This is a genomic window from Microbacterium sp. TS-1 (genome assembly GCF_000509385.1).
Classification (GTDB): domain Bacteria; phylum Actinomycetota; class Actinomycetes; order Actinomycetales; family Microbacteriaceae; genus Microbacterium; species Microbacterium arborescens.
Window position 1 is genome coordinate 1,612,435 of sequence record NZ_BASQ01000001.1, and the last position, 24,295, is coordinate 1,636,729.

21 protein-coding genes are annotated in these 24,295 nt (G+C 69.9%); 5 read left to right on the forward strand and 16 right to left on the reverse strand.

Annotation, left to right across the window (positions count from 1 at the left end; translation table 11 throughout):
• Positions 1–13: 13 nt before the first annotated feature.
• From MTS1_RS07565 to MTS1_RS07580, 4 genes are all read right to left on the reverse strand, one after another.
• Positions 14–2,668 (reverse strand): hypothetical protein, encoded by a 2,655-nt coding sequence (locus MTS1_RS07565; protein ID WP_158497460.1) that lies wholly within the window; start codon positions 2,666–2,668, stop codon positions 14–16.
• Between the two features lie 770 nt (positions 2,669–3,438).
• On the reverse strand, positions 3,439–5,673 hold the full coding sequence (locus MTS1_RS07570; RefSeq protein WP_023952814.1) for an ATP-dependent Clp protease ATP-binding subunit: 2,235 nt from the start codon (positions 5,671–5,673) through the stop codon (positions 3,439–3,441).
• Positions 5,674–5,737: 64 nt separating this feature from the next.
• The gene (locus MTS1_RS07575) at positions 5,738–6,682 is read right to left on the reverse strand and encodes a hypothetical protein (protein ID WP_144083378.1); all 945 of its coding nucleotides are present in this window, start codon (positions 6,680–6,682) and stop codon (positions 5,738–5,740) included.
• Between the two features lie 89 nt (positions 6,683–6,771).
• On the reverse strand, positions 6,772–7,815 hold the full coding sequence (locus MTS1_RS07580) for a helix-turn-helix domain-containing protein (RefSeq protein ID WP_023952818.1): 1,044 nt from the start codon (positions 7,813–7,815) through the stop codon (positions 6,772–6,774).
• A 71-nt stretch (positions 7,816–7,886) separates the two neighbouring features.
• Between MTS1_RS07580 and MTS1_RS07585 the strand changes: the two genes are divergently transcribed.
• Positions 7,887–8,147, forward strand: coding sequence for a hypothetical protein (locus MTS1_RS07585; protein ID WP_036304698.1), 261 nt, complete (start codon positions 7,887–7,889; stop codon positions 8,145–8,147).
• On the opposite strand, the gene MTS1_RS07590 is transcribed toward MTS1_RS07585, so the two are convergent.
• Together MTS1_RS07590 and MTS1_RS07595 are read right to left on the reverse strand one after the other, a co-directional pair.
• Entirely contained in the window at positions 8,077–9,183 is a 1,107-nt protein-coding gene (locus MTS1_RS07590) for a glycosyltransferase (protein WP_023952820.1), read from the reverse strand. The two genes, MTS1_RS07585 and MTS1_RS07590, sit on opposite strands and share 71 nt — an antisense overlap.
• Before the next feature lie 2 nt (positions 9,184–9,185).
• Positions 9,186–10,334 (reverse strand): glycosyltransferase, encoded by a 1,149-nt coding sequence (locus tag MTS1_RS07595; protein WP_370576219.1) that lies wholly within the window; start codon positions 10,332–10,334, stop codon positions 9,186–9,188.
• A gap of 257 nt (positions 10,335–10,591) precedes the next feature.
• On the opposite strand from MTS1_RS07595, the gene MTS1_RS07600 reads away from it, so the two are divergent.
• A complete protein-coding gene (locus MTS1_RS07600; RefSeq protein WP_023952822.1) occupies positions 10,592–11,185 on the forward strand; it encodes a hypothetical protein in 594 nt (197 codons plus the stop codon).
• Positions 11,186–11,270: 85 nt separating this feature from the next.
• On the opposite strand, the gene MTS1_RS07605 is transcribed toward MTS1_RS07600, so the two are convergent.
• From MTS1_RS07605 to dnaK, 5 genes are all read right to left on the reverse strand, one after another.
• Positions 11,271–12,155, reverse strand: coding sequence for a hypothetical protein (locus MTS1_RS07605; protein ID WP_023952823.1), 885 nt, complete (start codon positions 12,153–12,155; stop codon positions 11,271–11,273).
• A 172-nt stretch (positions 12,156–12,327) separates the two neighbouring features.
• Complete coding sequence (locus MTS1_RS07610; RefSeq protein WP_023952824.1) at positions 12,328–12,777, reverse strand: heat shock protein transcriptional repressor HspR; 450 nt, start codon at positions 12,775–12,777, stop codon at positions 12,328–12,330.
• A 91-nt stretch (positions 12,778–12,868) separates the two neighbouring features.
• Positions 12,869–13,873: a DnaJ C-terminal domain-containing protein gene (locus MTS1_RS07615; RefSeq protein ID WP_023952825.1), complete on the reverse strand. Its 1,005-nt coding sequence runs from the start codon at positions 13,871–13,873 to the stop codon at positions 12,869–12,871.
• A gap of 11 nt (positions 13,874–13,884) precedes the next feature.
• Complete coding sequence (locus MTS1_RS07620) at positions 13,885–14,511, reverse strand: nucleotide exchange factor GrpE (RefSeq protein ID WP_023952826.1); 627 nt, start codon at positions 14,509–14,511, stop codon at positions 13,885–13,887.
• A gap of 2 nt (positions 14,512–14,513) precedes the next feature.
• The gene (gene dnaK / locus MTS1_RS07625; RefSeq protein ID WP_023952827.1) at positions 14,514–16,382 is read right to left on the reverse strand and encodes a molecular chaperone DnaK; all 1,869 of its coding nucleotides are present in this window, start codon (positions 16,380–16,382) and stop codon (positions 14,514–14,516) included.
• Positions 16,383–16,712: 330 nt separating this feature from the next.
• Here dnaK and MTS1_RS07630 point away from each other — a divergent pair, with 330 nt between their 5' ends.
• Both MTS1_RS07630 and MTS1_RS07635 read left to right on the forward strand, forming a co-directional pair.
• Complete coding sequence (locus tag MTS1_RS07630; RefSeq protein WP_023952829.1) at positions 16,713–17,432, forward strand: response regulator transcription factor; 720 nt, start codon at positions 16,713–16,715, stop codon at positions 17,430–17,432.
• Between the two features lie 110 nt (positions 17,433–17,542).
• On the forward strand, positions 17,543–19,000 hold the full coding sequence (locus tag MTS1_RS07635) for an MFS transporter (protein ID WP_081731754.1): 1,458 nt from the start codon (positions 17,543–17,545) through the stop codon (positions 18,998–19,000).
• A gap of 6 nt (positions 19,001–19,006) precedes the next feature.
• On the opposite strand, the gene MTS1_RS07640 is transcribed toward MTS1_RS07635, so the two are convergent.
• The 3 genes from MTS1_RS07640 to MTS1_RS16815 form a co-directional block, all read right to left on the reverse strand.
• Complete coding sequence (locus MTS1_RS07640) at positions 19,007–19,453, reverse strand: GNAT family N-acetyltransferase (RefSeq protein ID WP_023952833.1); 447 nt, start codon at positions 19,451–19,453, stop codon at positions 19,007–19,009.
• A gap of 81 nt (positions 19,454–19,534) precedes the next feature.
• Positions 19,535–21,202 carry a BCCT family transporter gene (locus MTS1_RS07645; protein ID WP_036304700.1) on the reverse strand — a complete coding sequence of 556 codons (1,668 nt, stop codon included), beginning with the start codon at positions 21,200–21,202 and terminating at the stop codon, positions 19,535–19,537.
• A gap of 78 nt (positions 21,203–21,280) precedes the next feature.
• Complete coding sequence (locus MTS1_RS16815; RefSeq protein WP_023952837.1) at positions 21,281–21,805, reverse strand: MarR family winged helix-turn-helix transcriptional regulator; 525 nt, start codon at positions 21,803–21,805, stop codon at positions 21,281–21,283.
• Between the two features lie 112 nt (positions 21,806–21,917).
• On the opposite strand from MTS1_RS16815, the gene MTS1_RS07655 reads away from it, so the two are divergent.
• Positions 21,918–22,538 carry a MarR family winged helix-turn-helix transcriptional regulator gene (locus tag MTS1_RS07655; protein ID WP_023952838.1) on the forward strand — a complete coding sequence of 207 codons (621 nt, stop codon included), beginning with the start codon at positions 21,918–21,920 and terminating at the stop codon, positions 22,536–22,538.
• 67 nt (positions 22,539–22,605) lie between these two features.
• Here MTS1_RS07655 and dcd read toward each other — a convergent pair whose 3' ends face one another.
• Both dcd and MTS1_RS07665 read right to left on the reverse strand, forming a co-directional pair.
• Positions 22,606–23,211 (reverse strand): dCTP deaminase, encoded by a 606-nt coding sequence (dcd, locus tag MTS1_RS07660; protein WP_023952839.1) that lies wholly within the window; start codon positions 23,209–23,211, stop codon positions 22,606–22,608.
• Positions 23,212–23,246: 35 nt separating this feature from the next.
• Positions 23,247–24,260 (reverse strand): LacI family DNA-binding transcriptional regulator, encoded by a 1,014-nt coding sequence (locus MTS1_RS07665; protein WP_023952840.1) that lies wholly within the window; start codon positions 24,258–24,260, stop codon positions 23,247–23,249.
• Positions 24,261–24,295 lie beyond the last annotated feature (35 nt).

Here is a 24,295-nt window from a genome sequence, read left to right on the forward strand (position 1 = left end):
TCAGGCCACGGGCTCAGAGGGTGTCGACGAGCCGGACGATCGGGCGCACCGAGAGGTTCAGGTAGCGCACCTCCCGCACGCTCAGGCGCGCGGATTCCGTGACGGCGGTGCCCGCGCTGTTGGTGAAGACCGCCCGGTAGAGCGTGCCGTCCATTGCCAGTCGCGCGTCGTCGATGGTGAACTCCGCGCCGGTCGCGCCGTCGATGTCGGCCCACGACGCCCCGGCATCCGTGGACGCCTGCCACTGCACGGCCGGCGCAGGATGCCCCGTCGCAGCAGCACTCAGCACCGCGCCCTGCCCCTCGACGACGCTCACGGCCTGCGGATGCTGCGTGATCTCGGGAGCGGCGATCACTTCCACCGCGATCGACATCACCATGTTGGGCACGCCGGCACTGCTCATGGCCCGGGCCTGCCCGCCGTCGAGGATCGCCCCGGCGGGCGCATTGGGATCGACCTGCAGCGTCACCCACGCGCTCGGGAAGGCGCCACCCCACGGGTTCACCAGCCGAGAGCTCACCGCCGTCCGACCGTCCTCGGAGATCAGGAATGTGATGTTGACACCGTTGGACCGGGCACTCGTGATGCGAGTGCCTTCCGGAGCAGTGACCTCCATGACGCCGGTACGAGGCTCGTCGATGCTGTGGATCTGCACCTCGACCTCGCCGCCGGCAACCGCCTGACCGACCACATCCGGCCACACCGCCGCCACCGTCAACCGCGCCGCATCCGACCACGCCGACCCCGCAGCGTTCGTGAACCGCGCCCGATACAGCCAGCCATCCATCTCCGGCGTCACCGGGTCGACGATCAGCGGGATCGACTGAGCCCCGTTCGGCCCCACCCCCGCAGGCACATAGCTGAACGTCGCCCCACCATCCGTCGAGAACTGCCACTGCACCGTCGTCTCAGCATCCGTCCCACCGAACGCCGCCGAGAACTCCGCCGCAGACCCCGCCGGCACCCCCGCCGGCCCTGGATGCTCCGTCACCACCGGACGCACCGGATTCACCGTCAGCGTCGCCGCCTCAGTTACCGTCGTCCCCACACCGTTCGTGAACACAGCCCGATACAACGTCCCGTTCACCGACAGCCGCACATCGTCGATCGCGAGGTCGACACCGGTCGCGCCGTCGACATCGACCCACGTCGCCCCAGCATCCGCGGACGTCTGCCACTGCACGGCCGGCGCAGGATGCCCCGACGCAGCGGCACTCAGCACGGCGCCCTGCCCCTCGACGACATCCACGTCCCGCGGATGCTGCGTCACCTCGGGAGCCCCCAGCACCTCGACCGCGATCCGCGTCACCATATTGACAGTTCCGCTAACACCGACGACGCGAGCCTGGCCCCCGCTGAGGACCGAGCCGGGAACCGCGTCGGGGTCCACCCGCAGCGTTAGCCATACGCTCGGCCCCGATCCGCTCCAGGTGCCGATGACCCGATCGCTCACCGCCGAACCTCCGTCTTCGGAGATGGTGAAGCTGATGGCAGAGGATGCGTTCGTGCGCACGCTCGTGATACGAGTCCCCGCGGGAGCGGTGAGCTCCATCGTCCCGCCGACGGACTCGTTGATGTTGTAAATCCGTACCTCGACCTCGCCGCCGGCAACCGCCTGACCGACCACATCCGGCCACACCGCCGCCACCGTCAACCGCGCCGCATCCGACCACGCCGACCCCGCAGCGTTCGTGAACCGCGCCCGATACAGCCAGCCATCCATCTCCGGCGTCACCGGGTCGACGATCAGCGGGATCGACTGAGCCCCGTTCGGCCCCACCCCCGCAGGCACATAGCTGAACGTCGCCCCACCATCCGTCGAGAACTGCCACTGCACCGTCGTCTCAGCATCCGTCCCACCGAACGCCGCCGAGAACTCCGCCGCAGACCCCGCCGGCACCCCCGCCGGCCCTGGATGCTCCGTCACCACCGGACGCACCGGATTCACCGTCAGCGTCGCCGCGTCGGACCACACCGACCCTGAGGCGTTGCTGTAGCGGACGCGGTACTGGCGACCGTCCATGTCGAGCGTCACCCGCTCGAAGGTGAGTGTGGGGTCAGCGGCGGCATCCGGTACGTCTGCCCAGCTCGCGCCCCCGTCGACCGAGTGCTCCCAGGTGGCGCTCGTGGGCGCAGCCGTACCGGTATACCGACTGGTGAACGTCGCCGAGCCGCCCTCCGAGACGGAACGGGAGACGGGCGACTCGGAGACGACCGCCAGAGCCGGGATAACGGTGAGCCTGGCCGGATTCGTCGCGGCCTCGGTCCGCGCGTTGGAGAACACCGCCCGGTAGGACATGCCGTCGCGAGCGAAGTCCGCCTCGACCTCGAACCGCGCCTCTGCGTTGAATCCGATCGGGACACGGGACCCGTCGATGTCGGTCCACGAGGACTGGTCGCGCGACTCCTGCCAGCGGACCTCGGCCGGGGCGGAGGCCCCGCCATGACGGGCGGCGAACACCGCTGTCGCGCCCTCCGCGAGAGTCTGGCCCTGCGGGCTGGCGTTGACGGCGATCTGCCCGGGGAGAACGGTGAGGGTGGCGGGGTCGCTGTAAATGACGACTCCTGTCGGCGCGGCGACCTTCGCCCGATACATGTAGCCATTCATGTGCCACCAGACGTCGGGCAAGTCGTACGACAGCGTCACCCTGGACGTGGAGCCATTCATTGTCGTCTCCGTACCTGCGATATCGCCCCAGGTGAGCCCCCCGTTGATGCTCGCCTGCCAGTTAGCCGTGAGATCACTGACGCCCATCGGCCTCACATTCGCCGTGAAGTCGGGCCGGAAGGGCCGGCCATTGCGCTCAGCGAGTGACACGTCTCGCGGGTGGGTAGCCCACTCCGGACGCACGCCCCACCCACCTTCACGAGCGAGGTCAGCGAGGCCCGGCGCCGCGCCGGAGCCGCCTCGCGCTGGCACGCCAGCCGCTGGGCTAGCCGCCTTCTGTCCCTCGGGTTGTTCCGGACCACTTCCTTCGCCCTCCGCGAGATCAGTCTCGCTCGCAGCGGTGCCCCCGGCATGCTCTTCCGTGTCCTCGGCGTCGGCCTGCCCCGCGTGTCCGGCCTCAGTCGCCACCTTGACGGCGTGAGCCGACGCGGGTGCCTGCAGGAACGAGCCCACGGTCAGCACCGAGGCCAGTGTGAGAGCGATCAGCATCCGGAAGAACAGGTACACGAGAGGTTCCCATGCTCGAGGGCGGCACGACCCATGCGGGTCGTCTGGTCGTTCCGAGTCTGTACGTCATACATGGCGCTCTTACGCGACTGCGGCCGAACTGAGTGCACCCGTGACCGACATGAGGGCACCGACGCGCCGCGTAGGTGCCCTCATGGTGTGCTCGTGGCCCGCGCTTCGCCGTGCCGGGCTCGCGCCGCTGAGCCTGTCGACAGCACGTCGAGCACCCCGAAACCCACGCGACACCGCGGACGAGCAGCCGATCAGTCGTCGAGGAGCTCAGCCTCGATCACGTCCTCGTCTCCGCCGGCACCGGCAGACCCGGCACCGCCGGGCTCGGCCGCGGGACCGGCACTCGTGAGGACGAGCGCCGAGCCGTCGGCGGCGACATCGACCCGCACGATGTCGCCGTCGCGCACCCCGCCCGACAGGATCGCCATCGCGAGGCGGTCCTGGATCTCCGACTGGATGAGGCGTCGCAGCGGGCGCGCGCCGAACACGGGGTCGTAGCCGCGCTCGGCCAGCCAGGCACGCGCGTCGGGCGTGACGGCGAGCGAGAGACGCCGGTCCTTCAGGCGCCGCTGCAGCGCGTCGACGGAGAGCTCGACGATCTGCGCGAGGTCGTCCTGGCTGAGAGCCTCGAACATGACGGTGTCGTCGAGGCGGTTGAGGAACTCGGGGCGGAAGGCCTGCCGCAGCAGGATCTGCACCTGCTCGCGCTTCTGCTCGGGGCTGAGCGTCGGGTCGATGAGGATCGGCGATCCGAGGTTCGACGTCAGGATCAGAATGACGTTGCGGAAGTCGACCGTGCGGCCCTGACCGTCGGTGAGGCGGCCGTCGTCCATGACCTGCAGCAGCACGTCGAAGACCTCGGGGTGCGCCTTCTCGACCTCGTCGAGCAGCACGACCGAGTACGGACGGCGCCGAACGGCCTCGGTGAGCTGGCCGCCCTGCTCGTAGCCGATGTACCCGGGAGGGGCACCGACGAGCCGCGACACGGAGTGCTTCTCGCCGTACTCCGACATGTCGATGCGCACCATGGCGTGCTCGTCGTCGAAGAGGAACTCGGCGAGCGCCTTCGCTAGCTCGGTCTTGCCGACACCGGTCGGCCCCAGGAACAGGAACGAGCCGGTGGGACGGTTGGGGTCGCTGATGCCCGCGCGTGAGCGGCGCACGGCGTCGGCGACGGCCTTGACGGCGGTCTTCTGCCCGATGAGGCGCTTGCCGAGCTCGGCCTCGAGGCGCACGAGCTTCTCGGTCTCTCCCTGCAGCAGACGTCCGACCGGGATGCCGGTCCACGCGGCGATCACGGCGGCGATGTCCTCGTCGGTGACCTGCTCGTTGACCATCCGCTCGGGACCGTCGACGGCGGTCTCTGCCCGCTCCGCCTCGATGACCTCGCGCTCGAGCGCCGGGATCTCGGCGTACAGCAGGCGCGACGCCTTCTCGAGGTTGCCCTCGCGCTGGGCCCGCTCGGCTTCGACCCGAGCCGCGTCGAGTCGCGTCTTGAGGTCGCCGACCCGGTTCAGGGATGCCCGTTCCCGCTCCCACCGCGCCTGCAGCTCGTCGAGCTTCTGCTGCTCGTCCTTCAGCGTCGCGCGCAGGGCCTCGAGACGCTCGCGCGACGCGGCATCCTTCTCCTTCTTGAGCGCGAGCTCTTCGAGCTTCAGCCGGTCGACGTGCCGGCGCAGCTCGTCGATCTCGAGCGGCGCCGAGTCGATCTCCATGCGCAGGCGCGACGCGGCCTCGTCGATCAGGTCGATCGCCTTGTCGGGCAGCTGACGTGCCGGGATGTAGCGGTTCGAGAGGGATGCCGCGGCGACGAGCGCGCCGTCGGAGATCGCGACCTTGTGGTGGGCTTCGTAGCGCTCCTTGAGACCGCGGAGGATTGCGATGGTGTCCTCGACGCTCGGCTCGCCGACGTAGACCTGCTGGAAGCGGCGTTCGAGGGCGGCATCCTTCTCGATGAACTCGCGGTATTCGTCGAGGGTGGTCGCGCCGATGAGGCGGAGCTCACCGCGGGCGAGCATGGGCTTGAGCATGTTGGATGCCGCGACCGAGCCCTCGCCGCCGCCCGCGCCCATGAGCACGTGAAGCTCGTCGATGAAGGTGATGATGCGGCCGTCCGACTCGGTGATCTCCTTGAGCACGCTCTTCAGCCGCTCCTCGAATTGGCCGCGGTACATGGCGCCGGCCACGAGAGCGGAGATGTCGAGCGAGACGAGCTCCTTGTTCTTGAGGCTCTCGGCGACGTCGCCCGCGACGATGCGCTGGGCGAGGCCCTCGACGACGGCGGTCTTGCCGACGCCGGGCTCGCCGATGAGGACCGGGTTGTTCTTCGTGCGCCGGGTGAGCACCTGGCTGACCCGGCGGATCTCGCTGTCGCGGCCGATGACGGGGTCGAGCTTCCCCTGCCGGGCACGGTCGGTGAGGTTGATGCCGAACTGCTCGAGGGCGCTCTGCGCCTCCTCCTGTCCGGGCTGTTGTGTGGCGTTCATGTCTCTCCTGAAATCTCTCGGCTCAAACTTGAGCCTGTCTGACTCAAGTTTATCACCGCGAGGCTCAGGGCGCTACGGCCCCCGCCGCCGCCCCCGCGGCCGAGGCCGCCAGAGACCGCTGCGTAACACGGGTCTCGATATGCGCGAGCAGGGCAAGACGAGGCCGGGTTCGCAAGAACAGGGCGACAGCGTGCAGCACGGTGAAGAGCGCGCATGACCATCCGATCGCGCGCAGGAATTCCACCGAGGCTAGTGACAGCGCGAGCGCAAGGGCCGAACCGATGGCGAGCGTGATCCCGAGCCCCTGCACGGCGATCCGAAGCTCCGGGCGTTGCGACAGGTCCGCCGTCGCCCGCCAGACGACGCTGAGCACCAGATTGGGGTAGTAGATGGCGCAGGCGATCCCCACGAGACTCTGCCACCACGGCTGATCGAGCAGCCGGCCGACGACGAAGATCGCGGCGGCCACCCCCATCCAGATCATGAACGGAAGAACGAACTGGGCCACCGTCGCGACCCAGGGAGAACGCGGCGCACTCGTAATGGCCGAGACACCATAAACGCGGGCTCGCTCGTGGGCGATCTGCGCACGACGCTTCCGCTCGCGACCGTCCGCGACTCGTTCCACCGCCCGCGTCAGGAGGAGCGCCATCCACGTCAGCGCCAGCACCACCACGACCCGGGGCGTCTCGGACGGCGTGACGACGGCCACCGGCACCGTGAGCACGGCAAGGAAGCCCAGAAGGAGGGCGCCCACCACGATGCACCCGAAGAGCGCTTGCCTCGTCACCACTGCCATCGACTGCTCTTCGGCTCCAAACGCCGTAGCGGCGGCCGCCGCGACGAGAAATGTCGCCACCACGGCGGCGATGCCGAAGAAGTCGTGCAGCCCCACCTCCCCCGCGGCGGCGACCGCTTCGAGCGCATGGTGCCACGATTCCGCTGTCAGCGGCCCCGCCCCCGGAACCGTGGCGATCAGATAGGCGGCGCCGAAGACGCCGACCGTCATCAGCGCGAGCGATGCGGGCCCACTCAGCCACACCCACGCGAGAGCCCGTCGGGCCGAGCGCAGCTCTCGGTGAGCTACCGGCGCTGCACTCATGCGACGGCCGCATCGAGGGAGCGCGGCTCCGCTGCAGCGATATCCGGCACGCCCTCCCGCGTCGAGCGAACACCGGCTCCTACCGCCTCGGGTGTGCACGCGAACCGCGCCCGATACGCACTCGGGCTGAGCCCCAGGGCCCGGGCGAAGTTCTGGCGCAGGACGGATGCCGACCCGAATCCGCTGTCGGCCGCGATCTGGTCGAGCCCGAGGTCGGTGCGCTCGAGCAGGCGCTGGGCCCGCAGGATCCGCTGCCGCCCGAGCCACGCCGCCGGCGTCGTGCCGTAGTCGGCCTTGAACCGCCGCGCGAAGGTCCGGGGCGACATGTGAGCGCGCGATGCGAGGAGGTCGACGGAGAGGTCGAGGTCGAGGTTCGCGATCATCCAGTCGGTGATGGGCGCAAGCGAGAGCGACGCCGCCTCGGGAAGAGGACGGGCGATGAACTGGGCTTGACCGCCGTCGCGGAGAGGCGGGACGACCATCCGCCGGGCGATCGTGTTCGCCGCCTCGGCACCGAGCTCGATCCGCAACAGATGCAGGCAGGCGTCGAGCCCGGCCGCGGTGCCAGCCGACGTGATGATCCGGTCGGACTGCACGTAAAGCACGTCGGGGTCGACCTCGATGAGCGGATACATGCGCGCCATGGTCTCGGCGTAGCGCCAGTGCGTCGTGGCGCGCTTGCCGTCGAGCACACCCGCCGCCGCCACGACGAACGCGCCACTGCAGACCGTGAGCACCCACGCCCCGCGTTCGACCGCGCGGCGAACCACCGCCGTGACTCGCTCGTCGACGGCATCCCAGCTCTCGCGCGGAATAGGCGTGATGATCACCAGGTCGGCCTCGTCGGCGAACTCGAGTCCCGCGTCGACGTTCAGCGAGAACGCGAGGTTGGCCGGAACCACGCCGGGGTCGGGCGCCACGACCCGGAAGTCGAAGTTCGGAATCCCCTCGTCGCTGCGATCGAGACCGAACGCCTCGCAGGCGAGGCCGAACTCGAACGGTGCGAATCCGGGCTGGACGACGCAGGCGACCGTGTGCATGGCAGGAATCCTCCGAATACCGTCATCTCCGCCAGTATCGGCAGGATGACGCCCATCGTAGCGTTTCTGCCATGGATTCCGACATGCTTCTTCTCGCCGTCGCCCTCGTCGTCATCGCCGCGGTGACGGGCACCCTCGCAGTCGTCGCGCGCGACGGCTACCGCCGAGTGCCCACCGACGCGACGCGCATGCCGCCGCGGGACGAGGATGCCCCGACGCGCCCCAGCACCAGCCGGCGCCGCGTCGAGGGATCAGCCGAGGTCAGCGGGCGCGGAGCGCGCGGGCGCGACGCGATGCCGCGAGCAGTCGCGACGCCGATTCCGCCCAGGTGAACCGGGCGATGTGGGCACGACCCGCCGCGACCAGCGCCGCACGAGCGGCATCGTCGTCGAGCGACTCGACGGCCGCCGCGAACGCGCGCGGGTCGCGGGGCGGCACGTAGAGCGCACCGTCACCACCGACCTCGTGGAAGATCTCCATGTCGCTGACCACCGCCGGCACCCCCAATGCGAGCGCCTCGGCGATCGGCAGCCCGTACCCCTCGTCCAGACTCAGCGTCGCGAGCATGCCCGCATCGGCCAGGAGAGCCGCGTACTCGGCATCCGTCACCCCGCCGTGGAAGACGATACGGGCGTCGGCGGGCGCGAGCTTCTCGAGTTCGGCGCGCCGGCTGTCGGAGATCCGGCTCAGCAGGTGCAGCGTACGACCGGGCAGCCACTGCATCGCGCGGACGAGCGTCTCGACGTTCTTGTAGGGCATGAACGAGCCCATGTAGACGATGTTGCGCGGCTTGGCGGCTCCCGGCATCGCCGTCGACGGCGCGAGATCCGCCAGACGCTGCGGAGCGTTGGGGAGGACGACCACCTCGCGCTTGGTCAGCTTCACGTCGGCGAACTGCCGCTTGCTCGTCTCGCTGACGGTCGCGACGAGGTCCGCGGCGTTGAGCGTGGCGCGCTGGGGCGCGTACGAGAGGTGGAAGAGCCGCCAGCCCAGGCGCACGAACCACGGCAGATCGCGGGGCGGCGTGCGGTGACGGTAGTAGATCGTGTCGTGAAGCGTCAGGATGAGGGCGAACCGCCGGCCGAGCGCGCCGATCGTCTGCATGGGTGAGTAGACCACGTCGGGCCGATGCCGGTTCAGCCGCAGGGCCGCGAACGGCTCGAGCATCGACGTGGGGGCGTGCAGCAGGATGTGCGGTGCCCCCTCCGGCAGGAAGGGAACCTGCGCGGGGTCGTGCACGATGAACGTGACCTCGACGTCCTCGGCGGGGGCCGCCGCGAAGACGGCGTGCGCGAGCTCGTGCGAGAAGCGGCTGATGCCGTCGTGGAAGTCGGTGCGGATGTAGCGCGCGTCGAAGAAGAGCCGCATCGTCACGCGTCGAGCGGCTCGCCGCGGTAGAGCTTCTCGAAAGTGTCGAGGGTGCGCTCGATGTCGTGGATCTCGACACCGTCGAGCGAGGCCTGCTGCATCCGCAGGTACTCCTCGGGAGAGGCGGTGAGCACCCGGCGCAGCTTGTCGGCGAGATCGTCGACGTTGCCGGGCTCGAAGAGGTAGCCGTTCACACCGGACTGGACGAGGTGCGGCAGGGCGACGGCATCCGCCGCGACGACGGGCAGCCCCGAAGCCATGGCCTCCATCGTCGCGATCGACTGCAGCTCGGCGATCGACGCGATCGCGAAGACGTCGGCCCGCGTGTATGCCGCCCGCAGGTCGGCCTCGTCGGTACGCCCATAGAACGTGACGCGGTCGCTGATGCCGAGCTGCTGCGCGGTCTGCTCGAGGTTCCGGCGCTGGTCGCCGCCGCCGACGATGTCGAAGTGGACGTCGAGCTCGGGGGCGAGCTTGGCGACGGCCTTCAGGGTGACCTCGACGTGCTTCTCGGTCGTGAGGCGCCCGACGAACAGGATGCGGCGGTGCTCGCGCGGGGTGAGGTCGGGGGTGTAGTTGCGCTTGTCGATGCCGCAGCTGATCGGGATGACGCCCGAGATGTCGATCGTGTCCTCGAGGAACTCCGCGGCCTTGCGTGTGGGCGTGGTCACGGCACGCGACATCAGGAACGTGCGCTTGGCGTCGTCCCAGCAGAGCTTGATGATGATCTTGTCGAGGAACGGCGGGAGCGTCGTGAAGTCGATGACGTTCTCGGCCATGACGTGGTTGGTCGCGACGACGGGGATGCCGCGCTTGCGCGCCTCGCGCGTGAGTCCGCGCCCGATGACGATGTGCGACTGGCTGTGGACCACGTCGGGCTTGACCGAGTCGAGCACGCGCCGTGCGTAGTGCTTCGAGCGCCAGGGCAGTACGAAGCGCAGCCAGTCGTGCGGGTACCAGCGCCACCCGGGCAGGCGGTGGACGGTGAGGTCGGCGCCCTCGATGTTCTCGGTGAAGATGCCCGACTGCGAGTGCTTCACGCTCGGCGTCACGACGTGCACGTCGTGACCGCGGGCGGCCAGGCCGGCGGAGAGCCGCTCGGCGAAACGGGCGGCGCCATTGACGTCGGGGGCGAAGGTGTCGGCGCCCATCACGATGGTCAGGGGCGCGCGCGTACTGTCGGCGGGAACACCCTCGGTCGTCGTGGATTCGGTCACGGGTCAGGCCCAATCTGTACGGCGGAGTGCCGCCGGCTGTGGCCGACGCGGCGGGCCTGAGCTTACCCGAGCGGTCTTGGGGCTTCCGGGAGGCGGTGCGGCGTTGGGGAAAACCGGGCGGCACGGGCCTGCGCCGCGGGCTGCGCGGTAGACGGGGGCGAGCACCCAGGCGGCATCCCTAGGCTGTGGTCATGGCCCGACTCGAAGCCGATGCCGATCCCGCCCGCTGGGTACCCGTCACCGAATCATTCGGATTCTCCGGACGCCGCGCCCGCAAGCGCGCCATCGGGATGCTGCTGAGCCAGGCGAACGCCGCGATCGGCGCCGCGCCGCGCCCGGGCGGGCGCTTCGCGGCGTGGGCTGCGAGCCAGGCCGTGCCGATGCTCATGCGCCGCGCGAACGGGCGCGTACGGGCCTGGATGTGGAAGGCCGACCCCGAGCTGGTCGTCGTGCTCGCGCAGATGCAGGAAGCGACGCCGCAGGTACGCACCGCGCGGGCGATGATGCCGATGGAGTACGACGACACCGAGGACTTCCGCTCCCCCTACCTCGGGGCGGGCGAGAAGCTCGTGATGACGCTGCCGCCCGATCCGCGGACGCCGCCGTTCGTCTCGTACACGTGGGACACCGGGACGCATCTCGTGACGCTCTCGGCCGTGTGCAGCGACCGCGAGCGCGTGGGAACGGTTCTCGACGAGCTCGATCACCTCGCCCGCTCGCTCCGCGTCGTCGACGACCTGACCCTCGACGAGTCGGCTGGCACCCTCCGCCTCCCACCCGCCTGATCGCCGACCCGACGCAAAGCGTCGTCGATCACCGGCCGGAGCGACCTTTCGCGTCGGTTGGGCGCAGAGTCACGGAGGGCCGGGGTCAGCGGGCCAGCGCCTCGCGTGCGCGGAGGAGAATGGCGCGCCGCCGCGCGCCGCGGTGGGTCCTGTTCACCCGGATGACGCGCCAGCCGAGGCGAGCGAGGTCGTCGAGGCGGTCGACGTCGCGGCCGTACTGCGCGTCGTCGAGCCGGTGCTGCTGACCGTCGTACTCCAACAGCACGCGCCGCTCGACGTCGACGAGGTCGCCATAGGCCACGAAGCGCCCGGCCTCATCGCAGATGACCGCGTTGACCTCGAAGGTGGTCATTCCGAGGTCTTCGGCGTCGAGACGCAGCTCCGTCTCCGCAACGGAGTCGGTGCGTTCCCGGCAACGTTCGTACGCGAGCCGGAGCGCGCGTACGCCGCGCCGACCGGACCACCCCGCCACCGCTCCACGGAGCTGCTCGATCGACAAGACAGGATCATGCCTGCGCATGAGAGAGTCTGCCGCGATGACGAGCTCGCGTTCGCCCATGAGCTCGGCCGATTGGCACCAGGCGACGGCCGGGTGCGCGATCGGAACGGGTCCGAATCGCCACGGACTCGCCGCCGCGGCTTCGTGCCCGCGCACCCCGGCACCACGGGCACGCCCGAGCGGTCGCGGCGCCGCGACATCCACCTGCGCGCGCAGCCGCTCTGGGATCCAGCCGCCGACGAGAGCCACTGCCGTGGCATGACTGATGTGCTCGCCCGGGCGCAGTTTCGGCAGATAGGCGGTCACCAGCGCGCGCACATCCGTCACGGGCGCACGGGAGCGGATGCCGTGGAAGGGCGCGGGCAGGTCGGCCGAACGGAGTCTGCCGCGCGTCACCCCGGTCGCGCGCGCCGTCCCGACCGTGAAGGCACCCGGCAGCGCCTCGGGAAGCTCAGCAGGAGTGCGTGCCACCCGTCCAGGCTGGCGGCCCTCCGCACCCCACCCCGAGATCTCCCCAGCCCGTTCGACATCCGATCTCCGTCGCCCCGCCTGTGCAGGACCCCTACCCACATCCCCGCCACACGCGCGAACCGACCCGAATGGTCGGTTCGCGCGTCGGATAACGCCCCTTTGCGTCGGGTCGCTACGACTGCGGGGACGCGGGCGGGTCGGAGGGGCGGCGGTAGAGCACGACCTCGGTCGCCCGGCGCACGCGCGCGCCGTGACGTAGGGTCACGACCGCGCCGGTGGCGCCGGCGGCGAAGACCCGCGCACCGGGACGCTGCTGCATCTCGTCGCGCAGTCGTTGCTCGAGGTCGCGCACCTCGCGGCGGAGCCCAGCGACCTCGTTCTCGAGCTCCAGGATGCGCGCGATGGCGGGGAGGCTGATGCCCTCCGCAGACATCCGCGCCACTTCTCGCAGCTGCCGGATGTGACGCAGCGAGTATCGACGCGATCCTCCCTGCGTGCGCCCGGGCACCACGAGGCCCAGCCGGTCGTACTGCCGGAGGGTCTGCGCGTGCATGGCCGCGAGCTCCGCCGCGGCCGCGATCGCGAAGATCGGGGCGTCCTCGTCGATGTCGTCTTCAGCCATGGTTGGTCACCTCCTGGGCGTCGCGGGTGTCGCCGTCCAGCCCGCCGCCCCGTTCCGTGGGATCGGGGACGGCGAGCGAGCAGCGGGTGGATCAGCCGCGCGCCTTGTTCATCAGGTCGGCGCGGGGGTTCTCGCGGGGCTCGACCTCCGCGAAACGTTCGAGGGCCGCTCGGGCCTCCTCGTCGAGATGGGCGGGAACCGCGATTTGAACCTCCGCCAGAAGGTCGCCCGTGCCTTTGGACGTGCTCACGCCGCGCCCCTTGACCCGCAGGACGCGACCCGACGGGGTGCCGGGCGCGACCCGCAGCTTGACCGGGTCGCCGCCCAGTGTCGGTACCTCGATCGTGGCACCGAGGGCTGCCTCGGTGAAGGTCACCGGCACCACGACACGGAGGTTGAGTCCGTCGCGGGTGAACACCGGATGCGGCCGGACGGTCACGCTCACGACGATGTCGCCCGGCTCTCCGCCATCGGGCGAGGGACGCCCGCGACCGCGCAGCCGGATCTTCTGCCCGTCCTTGACCCCGGCCGGGATCTTCACCTTGAACGGCTTGCCGTCCTCGCCCTGGAGCGTGACGGTGTCGCCGCGAACCGCCGTGGCGAAGTCGAGCGTCGTCCGCGCCGTGACGTCGGCGCCGCGCTGCGGGCCGCCGAAGCCCTGGAACCCTCCGGTCGAGCGGCCGAAGCCGCCCGACCCGAAGCGACTGGACCGCCCGGTCTGCTGGTTGAACATCGCGAAGATGTCGTCGAAGTCGGCGCCGCGCGCTCCGGCGCCGCCCCGCGCACCCTGGTTGAAGGCGCTGAAGACGTCCTCGAAGCCACCGGCGCCCTGGCCACCCGCGGTGAAGCGGGCGCTGCCCGACCCCATCGCCCGGATCTGGTCGTACTCGGCACGCTGCTCCTTGTCGGAGAGCACGGAGTACGCCTCGCTGATCTCCTTGAACTTCGCCTCGGCCGCGGGGTCGCCCTGCGTCGAGTCGGGGTGGTACTTGCGCGCGAGCTTGCGGTAGGTCTTCTTCAGGTCGCTGTCGGAGACGTCTTTGGAGACGCCCAGCACATTGTAGAAGTCCTTATCGAACCAGTCCTGACTGGCCATGTCGTTGCCTCCTATTCGGCCGGCACGGCGACGACGACCTTCGCCGGACGCAGCTCGATGCTGCCGAGGCGGTAGCCGACCTCGACGACCTCGAGGATCGTCGGCTCGGCCGTGCCCGGGGTGGGCGCCTGGAAGATCGCCTCGTGCTGCTGCGGGTCGAAGGCGTCGCCGGCGGCGCCGTAGGACTCGACACCCAAGCGCGCCACGACCCCTCGGAGCTTGTCCGCGATCACAGCGAGCGGCGATCCCTCGACGAGGTCACCGTGCTTGTCGGCACGGTCGAGGTCGTCGAGCACGGGCAGCAGCCCCTTGGCGACCGACCCCTTGGCGCGCTCGATCTCGGCCTCGCGCTGGTCCTCGGTACGCCGACGGTAGTTGGCGTACTCGGCCTGCACGCGCTTGAGGTCGAGCAGCAGGTCGTGCTCCTCGGCCGGCGCCTCGGCGACGGCCGCCTCGTCGGACTGCGTCGCTCCGAGGATGTCGTCGATGGTCAGTTCGTCGTCCGCAGCCGCGGCGTCGGCGGCATCCGATGCTCCGGAGGCCTCGTGCGCGTCGGGGCCGGACGCCTGGGCGTCCGACCCCTTCCCGCCGAGGACCTCGTCTTCGCCGTGCGGCTCTTCGAAGTCCTTGTTGGTCATGATTACTTCTTCTCGTCCTCGTCTTCGACGACCTCGGCGTCGACGACATCCTCATCGGATGCCGCCGCACCGGTGTCACCGGTGGGAGCGTCGGTCGGGGCGCCCTGCGCCTGGTCGGCCTGACCCTGCGCGTAGATCGCCTCGCCGAGCTTGCCCTGCGATGCGTTGAGCTTCTCGAACGCGGTCTTCACGGCCTCGTCGTCGTCGCCAGCGAGCGCGGTCTTCAGCGCGTCGACGTCGCCCTGGACCTCGGTCTTGACGTCCTCGGGGAGCTTGTCGGCGTTGTCGGCGATCAGCTTCTCGATCGAGTACGACAGGGTCTCGGCCTGGTTGCGGACCTCGGCGGCCTCACGGCGCTTCTTGTCCTCTGCCGCGTGCTCCTCGGCCTCGCGCACCATGCGCTCGATGTCGTCCTTGGGCAGCGACGAGCCGCCGGTGATCGTCATCGACTGCTCCTTGCCGGTGCCCTTGTCCTTCGCCGAGACGTGAACGATGCCGTTCGCGTCGATGTCGAAGGTGACCTCGACCTGCGGGATGCCGCGGGGCGCCGGTGCGATGCCCGTGAGCTCGAACGTGCCGAGCGGCTTGTTGTCGCGGGTGAAGTCGCGCTCGCCCTGGAAGACCTGGATGGCGACCGACGGCTGGTTGTCGTCGGCGGTCGTGAAGGTCTCGCTGCGCTTGGTGGGGATGGCGGTGTTGCGCTCGATGAGCTTCGTCATGATGCCGCCCTTGGTCTCGATCCCGAGGCTCAGGGGGGTCACGTCGATGAGGAGGACGTCCTTGCGCTCGCCCTTCAGGACGCCGGCCTGCAGGGCGGCGCCGACGGCGACGACCTCGTCCGGGTTCACGCCCTTGTTGGGCTCCTTGCCGGCTTCCTTCTTCACGAGCTCCGACACGGCGGGCATACGGGTGGAACCACCCACGAGCACGACGTGGTCGATGTCGCCGACCTTGATGCCGGCCTCGCGGATGACGTCCTCGAACGGCTTCTTCGTGCGGTCGAGCAGGTCCTTGGTGAGGTCCTCGAACTTCGCGCGCGACAGCGTCTCGGACAACGAGACGGGGCCCGAGTCGGTGAGCGAGAGGTAAGGCAGGTTGATCGAGGTCGACTGCGAGCTCGAGAGCTCCTTCTTCGCCTGCTCAGCGGCCTCCTTGAGGCGCTGCAGCGCGATCTTGTCGCCGGAGACGTCGACGCCGGTCGTGTCCTTGAACTGCTTGATCAGGTACTCGACGATGCGCTGGTCCCAGTCGTCACCACCGAGGCGGTTGTCACCGGCGGTGGCGCGCACCTGGATGGTCGAGAAGTCGTCGTCCTTGCCCACCTCGAGCAGCGAGACGTCGAAGGTTCCGCCACCGAGGTCGAAGACGAGGATGAGCTCGTCCTCCTTGCCCTTGTCGAGACCGTAGGCGAGCGCGGCGGCCGTCGGCTCGTTGATGATGCGCAGGACGTTGAGACCCGCGATCTCGCCGGCCTCCTTGGTGGCCTGGCGCTCGGCGTCGTTGAAGTACGCGGGGACGGTGATGACGGCGTCCGTCACCGTGTCACCCAGGTACTGCTCGGCGTCGCGCTTGAGCTTCTGGAGGATACGGGCCGAGATCTCCTGCGGCGTGTACGCCTTGCCGTCGATCGACTGGGTCTTCCAGTCGGTGCCCATGTGGCGCTTGACCGAGGTCAGCGTGCGGTCGACGTTGGTGACGGCCTGCCGCTTGGCGGTCTCACCGACGAGGACCTCGCCGTCCTTGGTGAACGCGACGACCGAGGGGGTCGTACGGAGCCCTTCGGCGTTGGCGATGACCTTGGGCTCGCCGCCCTCGAGGACGGCCACGACGGAGTTCGTCGTGCCCAGGTCGATACCCACTGCACGTGCCATGAGTTGTCTCCTTACTTGCGGTTCGAATGGATCGGAAGTCTGCGGCGGCCCGACCTGAGCCGCGATGACTCAACTGTACTCGCGCCGGAAAACCCTGTCAAGAGAACTTGAGTCTGGTCGTATCAAGTTCGACGATAAGCAGCGTCAGCCGCATGACGATGGACTGAGGAAAAGCTGAGTAACCCTGAGGCGGCATCATCGGATCCTCCCAGGGGAGCGCTATATGTTGAGTCCACCCATGACAAGAAGCGTGAACCCGAACTCGCCTCTCGTCGACATCGAGCCCGCGATGGGCGGTCGCCGAGCGTTCCCGCGCGCACGGAGGCGCTCATGACTCGCAGCGCTGTCGTCATCGAGGATGACGACGACCTCCGTCACCTGCTGACTCAGACCCTCGAACAGCACGGCTTCGCCGTGCATGCCTTCCCCGACGGCCCGGCCGGCGTCGACGCGGTGCGCTTGCTGCGCCCCGACCTCACGACCGTCGACGTCAAGCTCGACGGGATCGACGGGTTCGAGGCCGTCCGCCGCATCCGGGCGTTCCACGACGGGTACGTGCTGATCATCAGCGCCGTCGACGACGAGACCGCGACGGTCGAGGGGTTCCGCAGCGGTGCCGACGACTACGTCATCAAACCCTGGCGCCTCTACGAGCTGCGCGCCCGGATCGACGCCCTGATGCGCCGCCCCCGCGCCCTCCAGCCCGGCGAGGCGGCGCCGGGGGCGTGGCTCGAAGCCGGCGGGCTGCGGCTGAGCCCCGGCTCGCGCCGCGTCGAGCTCGACGGCCAGTCGCTGGATCTCACACGCTCCGAGTTCGACGTCCTGCAGGCGCTCATGCAGCGCCCCGGCGACGTCATCGAGAAGGCGTGGATCGCGCTCATGCTGCGCCGGCAGAGCGGCGCCCACGGCGAACACGTCAGCGGACATGATCTCCACGCGGTCGAGGTCCACCTGATGAACCTGCGGCGCAAGCTCGGCGACGACGGCCGTACGGGCCGCTGGATCGAGACGGTGCGCGGCATCGGCTACCGGTTCGCGCGTCGCGACTGAAAAGCACGCTCCCCCGCCCGGCGACGGATACGCTGACCCCGTCGCGATGACGCGACGCGCCGCCGACCGGCGGCACCGAGTGTTCACGGAGAGGTCGTAGCGTGCCCGGCATGTCACCCGAGACCGACCCACCCGGCGCGGGCCGCTCCCCACAGGCATCCGATCCCGGCGTGCCGGCGCCTCCGACGGCCGCCGACACGCAGGCACTCGGGCGCATCGCCGCCATGCGGACCCGCGACGTCGACGAGCAGCCGATCCCCCGCAAGGCCGTCGTGTCGTGGGCGCTCTGGGACTGGGCGACGCAGCCCTTCAACTCCGTCATCCTCACGTTCGTCTTCGCGTCGCTGTTCCTCGTCTCGGATTCGTTCCTCCCCGCCGACATCGCGGCGCTGCCCGACACCGACCCGGTGAAGGAGGCGGCGCTGGCCGAATTGGCGAGCGGCTACGGCGTCGCCTCGACCGCCGCCGGCATCCTGATCCTGCTGCTCGCCCCCGTGCTGGGACAGACCGCCGACCGGTCGGGGCGGAAGAAGCGATGGCTCGGGGTGTTCACCGTCGTCCTCGCGCTGCTGCAGTTCGCCCTGTTCTTCACCTTCGCCGACCCGGCCTTCTTCTGGTACGGCGCGATCGTGCTCTCTCTCGGCGCCGTCGTCTCGGAGATCGCGGGCGTCAACTACAACGCCATGCTCGTCGAGGTCTCGACCCCCCGCACGATCGGACGGGTCAGCGGTCTGGGCTGGGGCCTCGGCTACATCGGCGGCATCATCGCCCTGGCCCTCGTGGTCGCCCTCACCTTCGCCGACTGGTTCGGGATGGACACCAGCAACGGTCTCGCCTACCGGCTCATCGCCGTGGGCTGTGGCGTGTGGACGATCGTCTTCGCCATCCCGCTGATGCTGAACGTGCCCGAGCGCTCCGCGCCCCACACCACGGAGAAGGTCGGTTTCTTCGCGGCGTACGCGCACCTGGTGGCCGACATCGTCCGCCTGTACCGCACGGAACGCCCGACGTTCTGGTTCCTCCTGGCGAGCGCGGTGTACCGCGACGGCCTGGCGGGCGTCTTCGCCTTCGGCGGCGTCCTGGCGGCACGCGCGTTCGGGTTCTCGGCGACGGAGGTCATGATCTTCGGCATCGCCGCGAACCTCGTCGCCGGCGCGTCCACCATCGTCGCCGGACGATTCGACGACCGGTTCGGGGCACGCGCCGTGATCGTCGCGACCCTGTCGGGCCTCATCGCCGTGGCCGTGCTGCTGTTCGTCCTGCAGGATGCCGGATCAATCGTGTTCTGGATCGCCGGACTCATCCTCTCGGGGTGCGTCGGCCCCGCCCAGGCCGCGAGCCGCTCGCTGCTGGCCCGTGTGACGCCTCCCGGCATGCAGGGCGAGATCTTCGGGCTCTACGCCACGACCGGTCGCGTCGCGAGCTTCCTCTCCCCCGCGATGTGGGCTCTGTTCATCGCGTGGTTCGGCAGCATCATCTGGGGCGTGCTGGGCATCGCCGTGGTGCTGCTCCTCGGGCTCGTGCTGCTGCTGTTCGTGCGACTGCCGAGACAGGCCCGCATCCGCTGAGCAGGTTCAGGCGGGACGCTGCATGGGGACGTGCGGGATGTCGTCCTCGGAGAACTCCGGTCCGCTGATCACGAACCCGAACCGGCCGTACCAGTCGGCGAGGTGCTTCTGCGCGTCGAGGTCGATCACGGCCCCGGGCCACCGCTCGCCGGCGCGTTCGACCGCCGCGCGCATGAGCTGCGCCGAGAGGCCACGGCCGCGCGCGTCGGCGGCGGTCGCGACTCGGCCGATGCGCGCGTTCCCCGAGGCATCGCGAAGCAGCCGGAGCGTCGCGAGCACGTGCCCGTGGTCCTCGACCCAGAAGAGCTCGGTGTCGGGCTCGAGGTCGCGGCCGTCCAGCTCGGGGTAGGCCGCGGCCTGTTCGACGACGAACACGCTGACGCGCAGCCAGAGCAGACGGTAGAGCGTTTCGGCGGGAACATCGGTCAGACGGGCGGAAGACACCGGGAGCATCCGCCCAGCGTACGACGAAGGCGCCGGGCGGTCGGGCCCGGCGCCTTCGAGACGGTTCACTGACGATCCGCGGCAGCTGTGTCAGCCGCGCCTGCCGACGATCCACGGGAAGCGCACTCCCCGTTCGTTCGGCTCCTCGACCTCGAGCCCGTAGTGGTCGCCGATGCGCTCGATGAACTGCGCGCGCTCGGCGCGGGCGTAAGCGCGACGTTCCCGCTGGAAGGCGAGCACCGTCGACCAGCACATCAGGAGCATGACGATCGAGAACGGCAGGGCGATCAGGATCGCCGCCGTCTGCAGCGCCTGCAGGCCTCCGGCGAGCAGGAGCGCGCTCGCGAGGGCGGCGGTGATGACGACGAAGAAGGTGCGCACCCAGCGCGGCGGCTCGGGGTTTCCGCCCGTCGCGATCATGCCCATGACGAGCGCGCCCGAGTCTGCCGAGGTGATGAAGAACACGGCGATCAGGACGATGGCCCCGATCGTCAGCACGCCTCCCGCCGGCAGCCCCTCGAGCAACTGGAACAGGGCGCCCTGCAGGTTCACCGACCCGTCGGCGGCGAGCATCGACCCGGGCTGCTCGAGCTCGCGGTACAGCGCCGAGCCGCCGAGGACGGCGAACCACAGGATGCCGATCAACGTGGGAACGAGCAGCACGCCCGCGACGAACTGGCGCACCGTGCGCCCCTTGCTGACGCGCGCGATGAAGATGCCGACGAAGGGCGCCCACGAGATCCACCAGCCCCAGTAGAACGACGTCCACTGCGCCTGCCAGGCCTCGCCGGCCGCCCCCTGGAGCGCGCTGACCGTGAACGAGAGACCGATGAAGTCCTGGATGTACGCGCCGATGGACTGCACCCATTCGCGCAGGAGGAACTGCGTCGGGCCGACGAAGAGCAGGAACAGCAGCAGAAGACCGGCGACGATGAGGTTGAAGTTGGAGAGCCACTTCATCCCCTTCGTCACGCCCGACAGCACCGAGAACAGCACGAAGACCGACACGATCGCGATGAGCCCGATGAGCATCGCGTCGTTCATGGGCGGGAGGCCGATGAACTCGAGCCCCGACCCCATCTGCATGACGCCGAGGCCGAGCGAGGTGGCGACGCCGAACAGCGTGCCGACGAGGGCGACCGCGTCGATGACGTTGCCGGCGGCGCCGCGGACACGGTTGCCGAGCAGGGGCTCGAGCGCCCAGCGGATCGAGATCGGGCGGCGGCGACGGTGGATCGCGTACGCGAGGGCGAGCCCGACGACGACGTACATCGCCCAGGCGTGCACGCCCCAGTGCAGGTAGGTCTGCGTCAGAGCGCTCTGCGCGAGCTGCTGCTCGGTACCGGTGACACCCGGACGCGGGTCGACGAAGTGGCTGAGGGGCTCGCTCACGCCGTAGAAGACGAGGCCGATGCCCATGCCCGCGGCGAAGAGGAGCGAGAACCACGACCCCGTCGAGAACTCGGGCTCGTCATCGTCGCGCCCGAGCTTGATGTCGCCGAAGCGACTGAAGCCCACGAAGATCGCGAAGCCGACGAAGAAGGCGGCGATGAGGACGTAGTACCAGTTGAACGAGTCGACGATCGAGGTCTGGATGGCGCCGAAGAACGACTCGGCCGTGGTGGGGAAGATGATCGCGAAGGCGCTGAACCCGACGATCACCACCGCGGCGGGCCAGAACACCCAGCGGGCGATCGTGCCCGGGGTGGACACCGCGGCTATGCGTTCTGCGGGAGAGGGCTGATTGTCGGTGCTCACCGAACCAGGGTGACAGGATACCGGCGCGACGCAAAGCGGGGAAGGCCAGTTGCCCGCGGCGGCGACAGCGGCTATGCGTCAGGGGCGCGGCCAGGCGTCGGCGAGTTTGGTGAGCAGTCGGGCCAGCTCGGAGCGCTCGTCGTCGGTGAACCCGTCCAGCGCGCTGCCGAGGGCAGCGCGACGCTCACCCCGCACGCTCTGCGCGAATCGGCGCCCCTCGTCGGTGAGCGCGATGCGGGTGCGGCGGGCATCGTCGGGGTCGGCCTCCCGACGCACCAGGCCGAGGTCGACCGCCTGCTGGACGAGTCGCGAGGCACGCGGCTGGTCGACACCGATCGCCTCGCCGATCTCGCTGACGGTGAGCGGATGGGATGCCGCGACGAGCACCTCGAGCATCCGCAGGCGCGCAAGCCCCGCCATCCGGCCGCGCCCCTCGGCGAACGGGCCGCCGCGATGTCCGTGCGGGCCATGCCCGGCGTGGGCGCCGAACCCCCCGTGCGTGTGCGGCCCGCGCTCGATGCCCGGCCCGGGCCGCCGCAGTCCGCGGAGGCGACCGAGGGCATCGGCGATGGCATCGATCTGCGGGTCGTCGGCGGCCGTCATGCTTCGAGAATACATGCGACTTGACATGCACCTGAGCTACATGTCATAGTGCATGTACATGACAAATGACATACATCTCGGGTCGGACGCACCGGCCCACGAAGGGAACACCATGAACACCCACGACAACACCTCCGAGACTCCCCACCCGCGTACGCGGCCGCTGACCTTCTGGATGCGCGCCGCCGAGACGGCCCTGTCGTCCGAGATGCATCGGACGCTGTCGGCCGAAGGGCTCGACCGCCGCGACTGGGCGGTGCTCAACGTCCTGGCCGGCGAGCGCGACATCCCCGAGCTCGCCGAGCGCGTGCAGCGGGGCGGCAAGCGCGTCCGGTCGCTCGCCGCTCGCGGCTGGGCCGCCGAGCGCGACGGGGCCTGGATCATCACCGACGACGGACGGCGCGAACGCGACCGCATCCACGCGCTCGTGAGCGGCGTGCGCGACCGCGTGCGCAGCACCGTCACCGAGGAGGACTACGCCACCACCGTCGCCTCACTCGAGGCGATCGCCCGCGGGCTCGGCTGGGACGAGACCTCACCGCGCCGATTCGGCCCTCGTGGTCGACACGGCTTCGGGCACGGCTTCGGTCGCGGTCACGGCTGCGGCCCGCGCTTCGGCGAGCACCCGCACCGCGGCGACCACGCGCACCGCGGCGAGCACGCGCACCGCGGCGAGCACGCCTTCGAGCGCGGCTTCACCGCGGGCTTCGCGGCGGGACGCGACGCCGCCTGATCCGCGGCATCGCCTGCGACGGCCCCGAGGCGCGAGCCTCGGGGCCTCGTGCATGCCGCACGCGGCGTCAGGCGCCGCGCGACCCGGCGTCGATCGTGCCGACGTCGGTGCGGTGGAAGTTCTGGAACGAGCGGGATGCCGTCGGCCCGCGCTGCCCCTGGTAGCGATTGCCGTAGGGGCCCGATCCGTAGGAGTTCTCACTCGGCGAGCTGAGCTGGAAGAAGCAGAGCTGGCCGATCTTCATGCCGGGCCAGAGCTTGATCGGCAGGGTCGCGACGTTGGCGAGCTCGAGCGTCACGTGGCCGGAGAACCCTGGGTCGATGAAGCCGGCCGTCGAGTGGGTGATGAGGCCGAGGCGGCCGAGCGACGACTTCCCCTCCAGGCGCGCGGCGACGTCGTCGCCGAGGCGCACCTGCTCGAAGGTCGATCCCAGCGCGAACTCGCCGGGGTGCAGGATGAACGGCTGGTCGGGCTCGACCTCGATCAGCCGGGTCAGCTCGGGCTGGTCCTGCGCCGGATCGATGAAGGGGTACTTGTGGTTGTCGAACAGCCGGAAGTACCGGTCGAGGCGCACATCGACACTCGAGGGCTGCACCATCGAGGCATCCCAGGGGTCGAGGCCGATGCGGCCCTGATCGATTCCGGCACGGATGTCGCGATCACTCAGCAGCACGCACACAGCCTAGAGCGCGTCGCGGTGCGACGCCGTCATCCGGCCCGTTGCCGCACCGGCGGCGCGGTCGTCTGCCGGGCTACGAGCTTCGTCGGGAGGCGCAGGTGCGTGGCCGGCGGAGTCTCACCGCGCATGAGGGCCAGCAGCATCTGGACGGCGGCCGCGCCCAGCCGCCCCATCGGCTGCCGCACCGTCGTGAGGGGGACCGGAAGCCGCGTCGCCTCGGGGATGTCGTCGAATCCGACGATCGACAGGTCGCGGGGAACCTCGAGCCCGAGCTCGGCGGCGACCTGCAGGATCGCGATGGCCGACACGTCGTTCGCCGCGAAGACCGCGGTGGGCCGGTTGGGCGTCGACAGCATCTCGATCGCGACCTCGCGCACCGTTGCCTCGCGATAGCGCCCCGCACCGACGTAGGTCGCATCGAACGGGATGCCGGCGTCGGCGAGCGCCCGACGATACCCCGCGTCACGTGCGATCGACGAGCGCAGGTCGGCGCGCCCGGCGATGTAGCCGATGCGCGTGTGCCCCATGCCGATGAGGTAGGCCGTCGCCTCGCGGGCGCCTCCGTAGCTGTCGCTCTCGACGATGGGGACGTCGGCCGGACCGGTGTGCGGGTCGATCGCGACCAGCGGCACGTCGGCGCTCGCCTTGACGACGGTCGGGGTGACCATGATCGCCCCGTCGATCAGCGTTCCGCTCAGGCGGGACAGTGACCGGCGCTCCCACCCCTCTTCGTCACCGCGCGACCCCGAGTAGGCGAGCAGGTCGTAGCTCGTGTCGCGGAGCGCCTCGCCCACCCCCTTGAGGATCTCGGCGCTGAACGGTTCGAAGTCGGCGACGAGCACGCCGATCACACCGGTCGATCGCGACCGCATGCTGCTGGCGATCAGGCTCGACTCATAGCCGAGCTCCGCGACGGCCGCCATCACAGCATCCACGGTCGCCGTCGCAACCCCGTAACGGCCGTTGACAGCCTTCGACACGGTCGACACGGAGACGCCGGCACGCTCCGCGACGTCGTGGATGGTGGGTCGTCGTCGGTCCATGACCGCATGCTAGCCCGAAATGGAAACCGTTTTCG

Excerpts from the sequence above, each read along its gene's own strand:
- MTS1_RS07565 (WP_158497460.1), bottom strand. The coding sequence starts at position 2,668 with ATGAATGGCTCCACGTCCAGGGTGACGCTGTCGTACGACTTGCCCGAC.
- MTS1_RS07570 (WP_023952814.1), bottom strand. The coding sequence starts at position 5,673 with ATGAACGCCACACAACAGCCCGGACAGGAGGAGGCGCAGAGCGCCCTC.
- MTS1_RS07575 (WP_144083378.1), bottom strand. The coding sequence starts at position 6,682 with ATGACGGTCGGCGTCTTCGGCGCCGCCTATCTGATCGCCACGGTTCCG.
- MTS1_RS07580 (WP_023952818.1), bottom strand. The coding sequence starts at position 7,815 with ATGCACACGGTCGCCTGCGTCGTCCAGCCCGGATTCGCACCGTTCGAG.
- MTS1_RS07585 (WP_036304698.1), top strand. The coding sequence starts at position 7,887 with ATGGATTCCGACATGCTTCTTCTCGCCGTCGCCCTCGTCGTCATCGCC.
- MTS1_RS07590 (WP_023952820.1), bottom strand. The coding sequence starts at position 9,183 with ATGCGGCTCTTCTTCGACGCGCGCTACATCCGCACCGACTTCCACGAC.
- MTS1_RS07595 (WP_370576219.1), bottom strand. The coding sequence starts at position 10,334 with ATGGGCGCCGACACCTTCGCCCCCGACGTCAATGGCGCCGCCCGTTTC.
- MTS1_RS07600 (WP_023952822.1), top strand. The coding sequence starts at position 10,592 with ATGGCCCGACTCGAAGCCGATGCCGATCCCGCCCGCTGGGTACCCGTC.
- MTS1_RS07610 (WP_023952824.1), bottom strand. The coding sequence starts at position 12,777 with ATGGCTGAAGACGACATCGACGAGGACGCCCCGATCTTCGCGATCGCG.
- MTS1_RS07615 (WP_023952825.1), bottom strand. The coding sequence starts at position 13,873 with ATGGCCAGTCAGGACTGGTTCGATAAGGACTTCTACAATGTGCTGGGC.
- MTS1_RS07620 (WP_023952826.1), bottom strand. The coding sequence starts at position 14,511 with ATGACCAACAAGGACTTCGAAGAGCCGCACGGCGAAGACGAGGTCCTC.
- dnaK (WP_023952827.1), bottom strand. The coding sequence starts at position 16,382 with ATGGCACGTGCAGTGGGTATCGACCTGGGCACGACGAACTCCGTCGTG.
- MTS1_RS07630 (WP_023952829.1), top strand. The coding sequence starts at position 16,713 with ATGACTCGCAGCGCTGTCGTCATCGAGGATGACGACGACCTCCGTCAC.
- MTS1_RS07635 (WP_081731754.1), top strand. The coding sequence starts at position 17,543 with ATGTCACCCGAGACCGACCCACCCGGCGCGGGCCGCTCCCCACAGGCA.
- MTS1_RS07640 (WP_023952833.1), bottom strand. The coding sequence starts at position 19,453 with ATGCTCCCGGTGTCTTCCGCCCGTCTGACCGATGTTCCCGCCGAAACG.
- MTS1_RS16815 (WP_023952837.1), bottom strand. The coding sequence starts at position 21,805 with ATGACGGCCGCCGACGACCCGCAGATCGATGCCATCGCCGATGCCCTC.
- MTS1_RS07655 (WP_023952838.1), top strand. The coding sequence starts at position 21,918 with ATGAACACCCACGACAACACCTCCGAGACTCCCCACCCGCGTACGCGG.
- MTS1_RS07665 (WP_023952840.1), bottom strand. The coding sequence starts at position 24,260 with ATGGACCGACGACGACCCACCATCCACGACGTCGCGGAGCGTGCCGGC.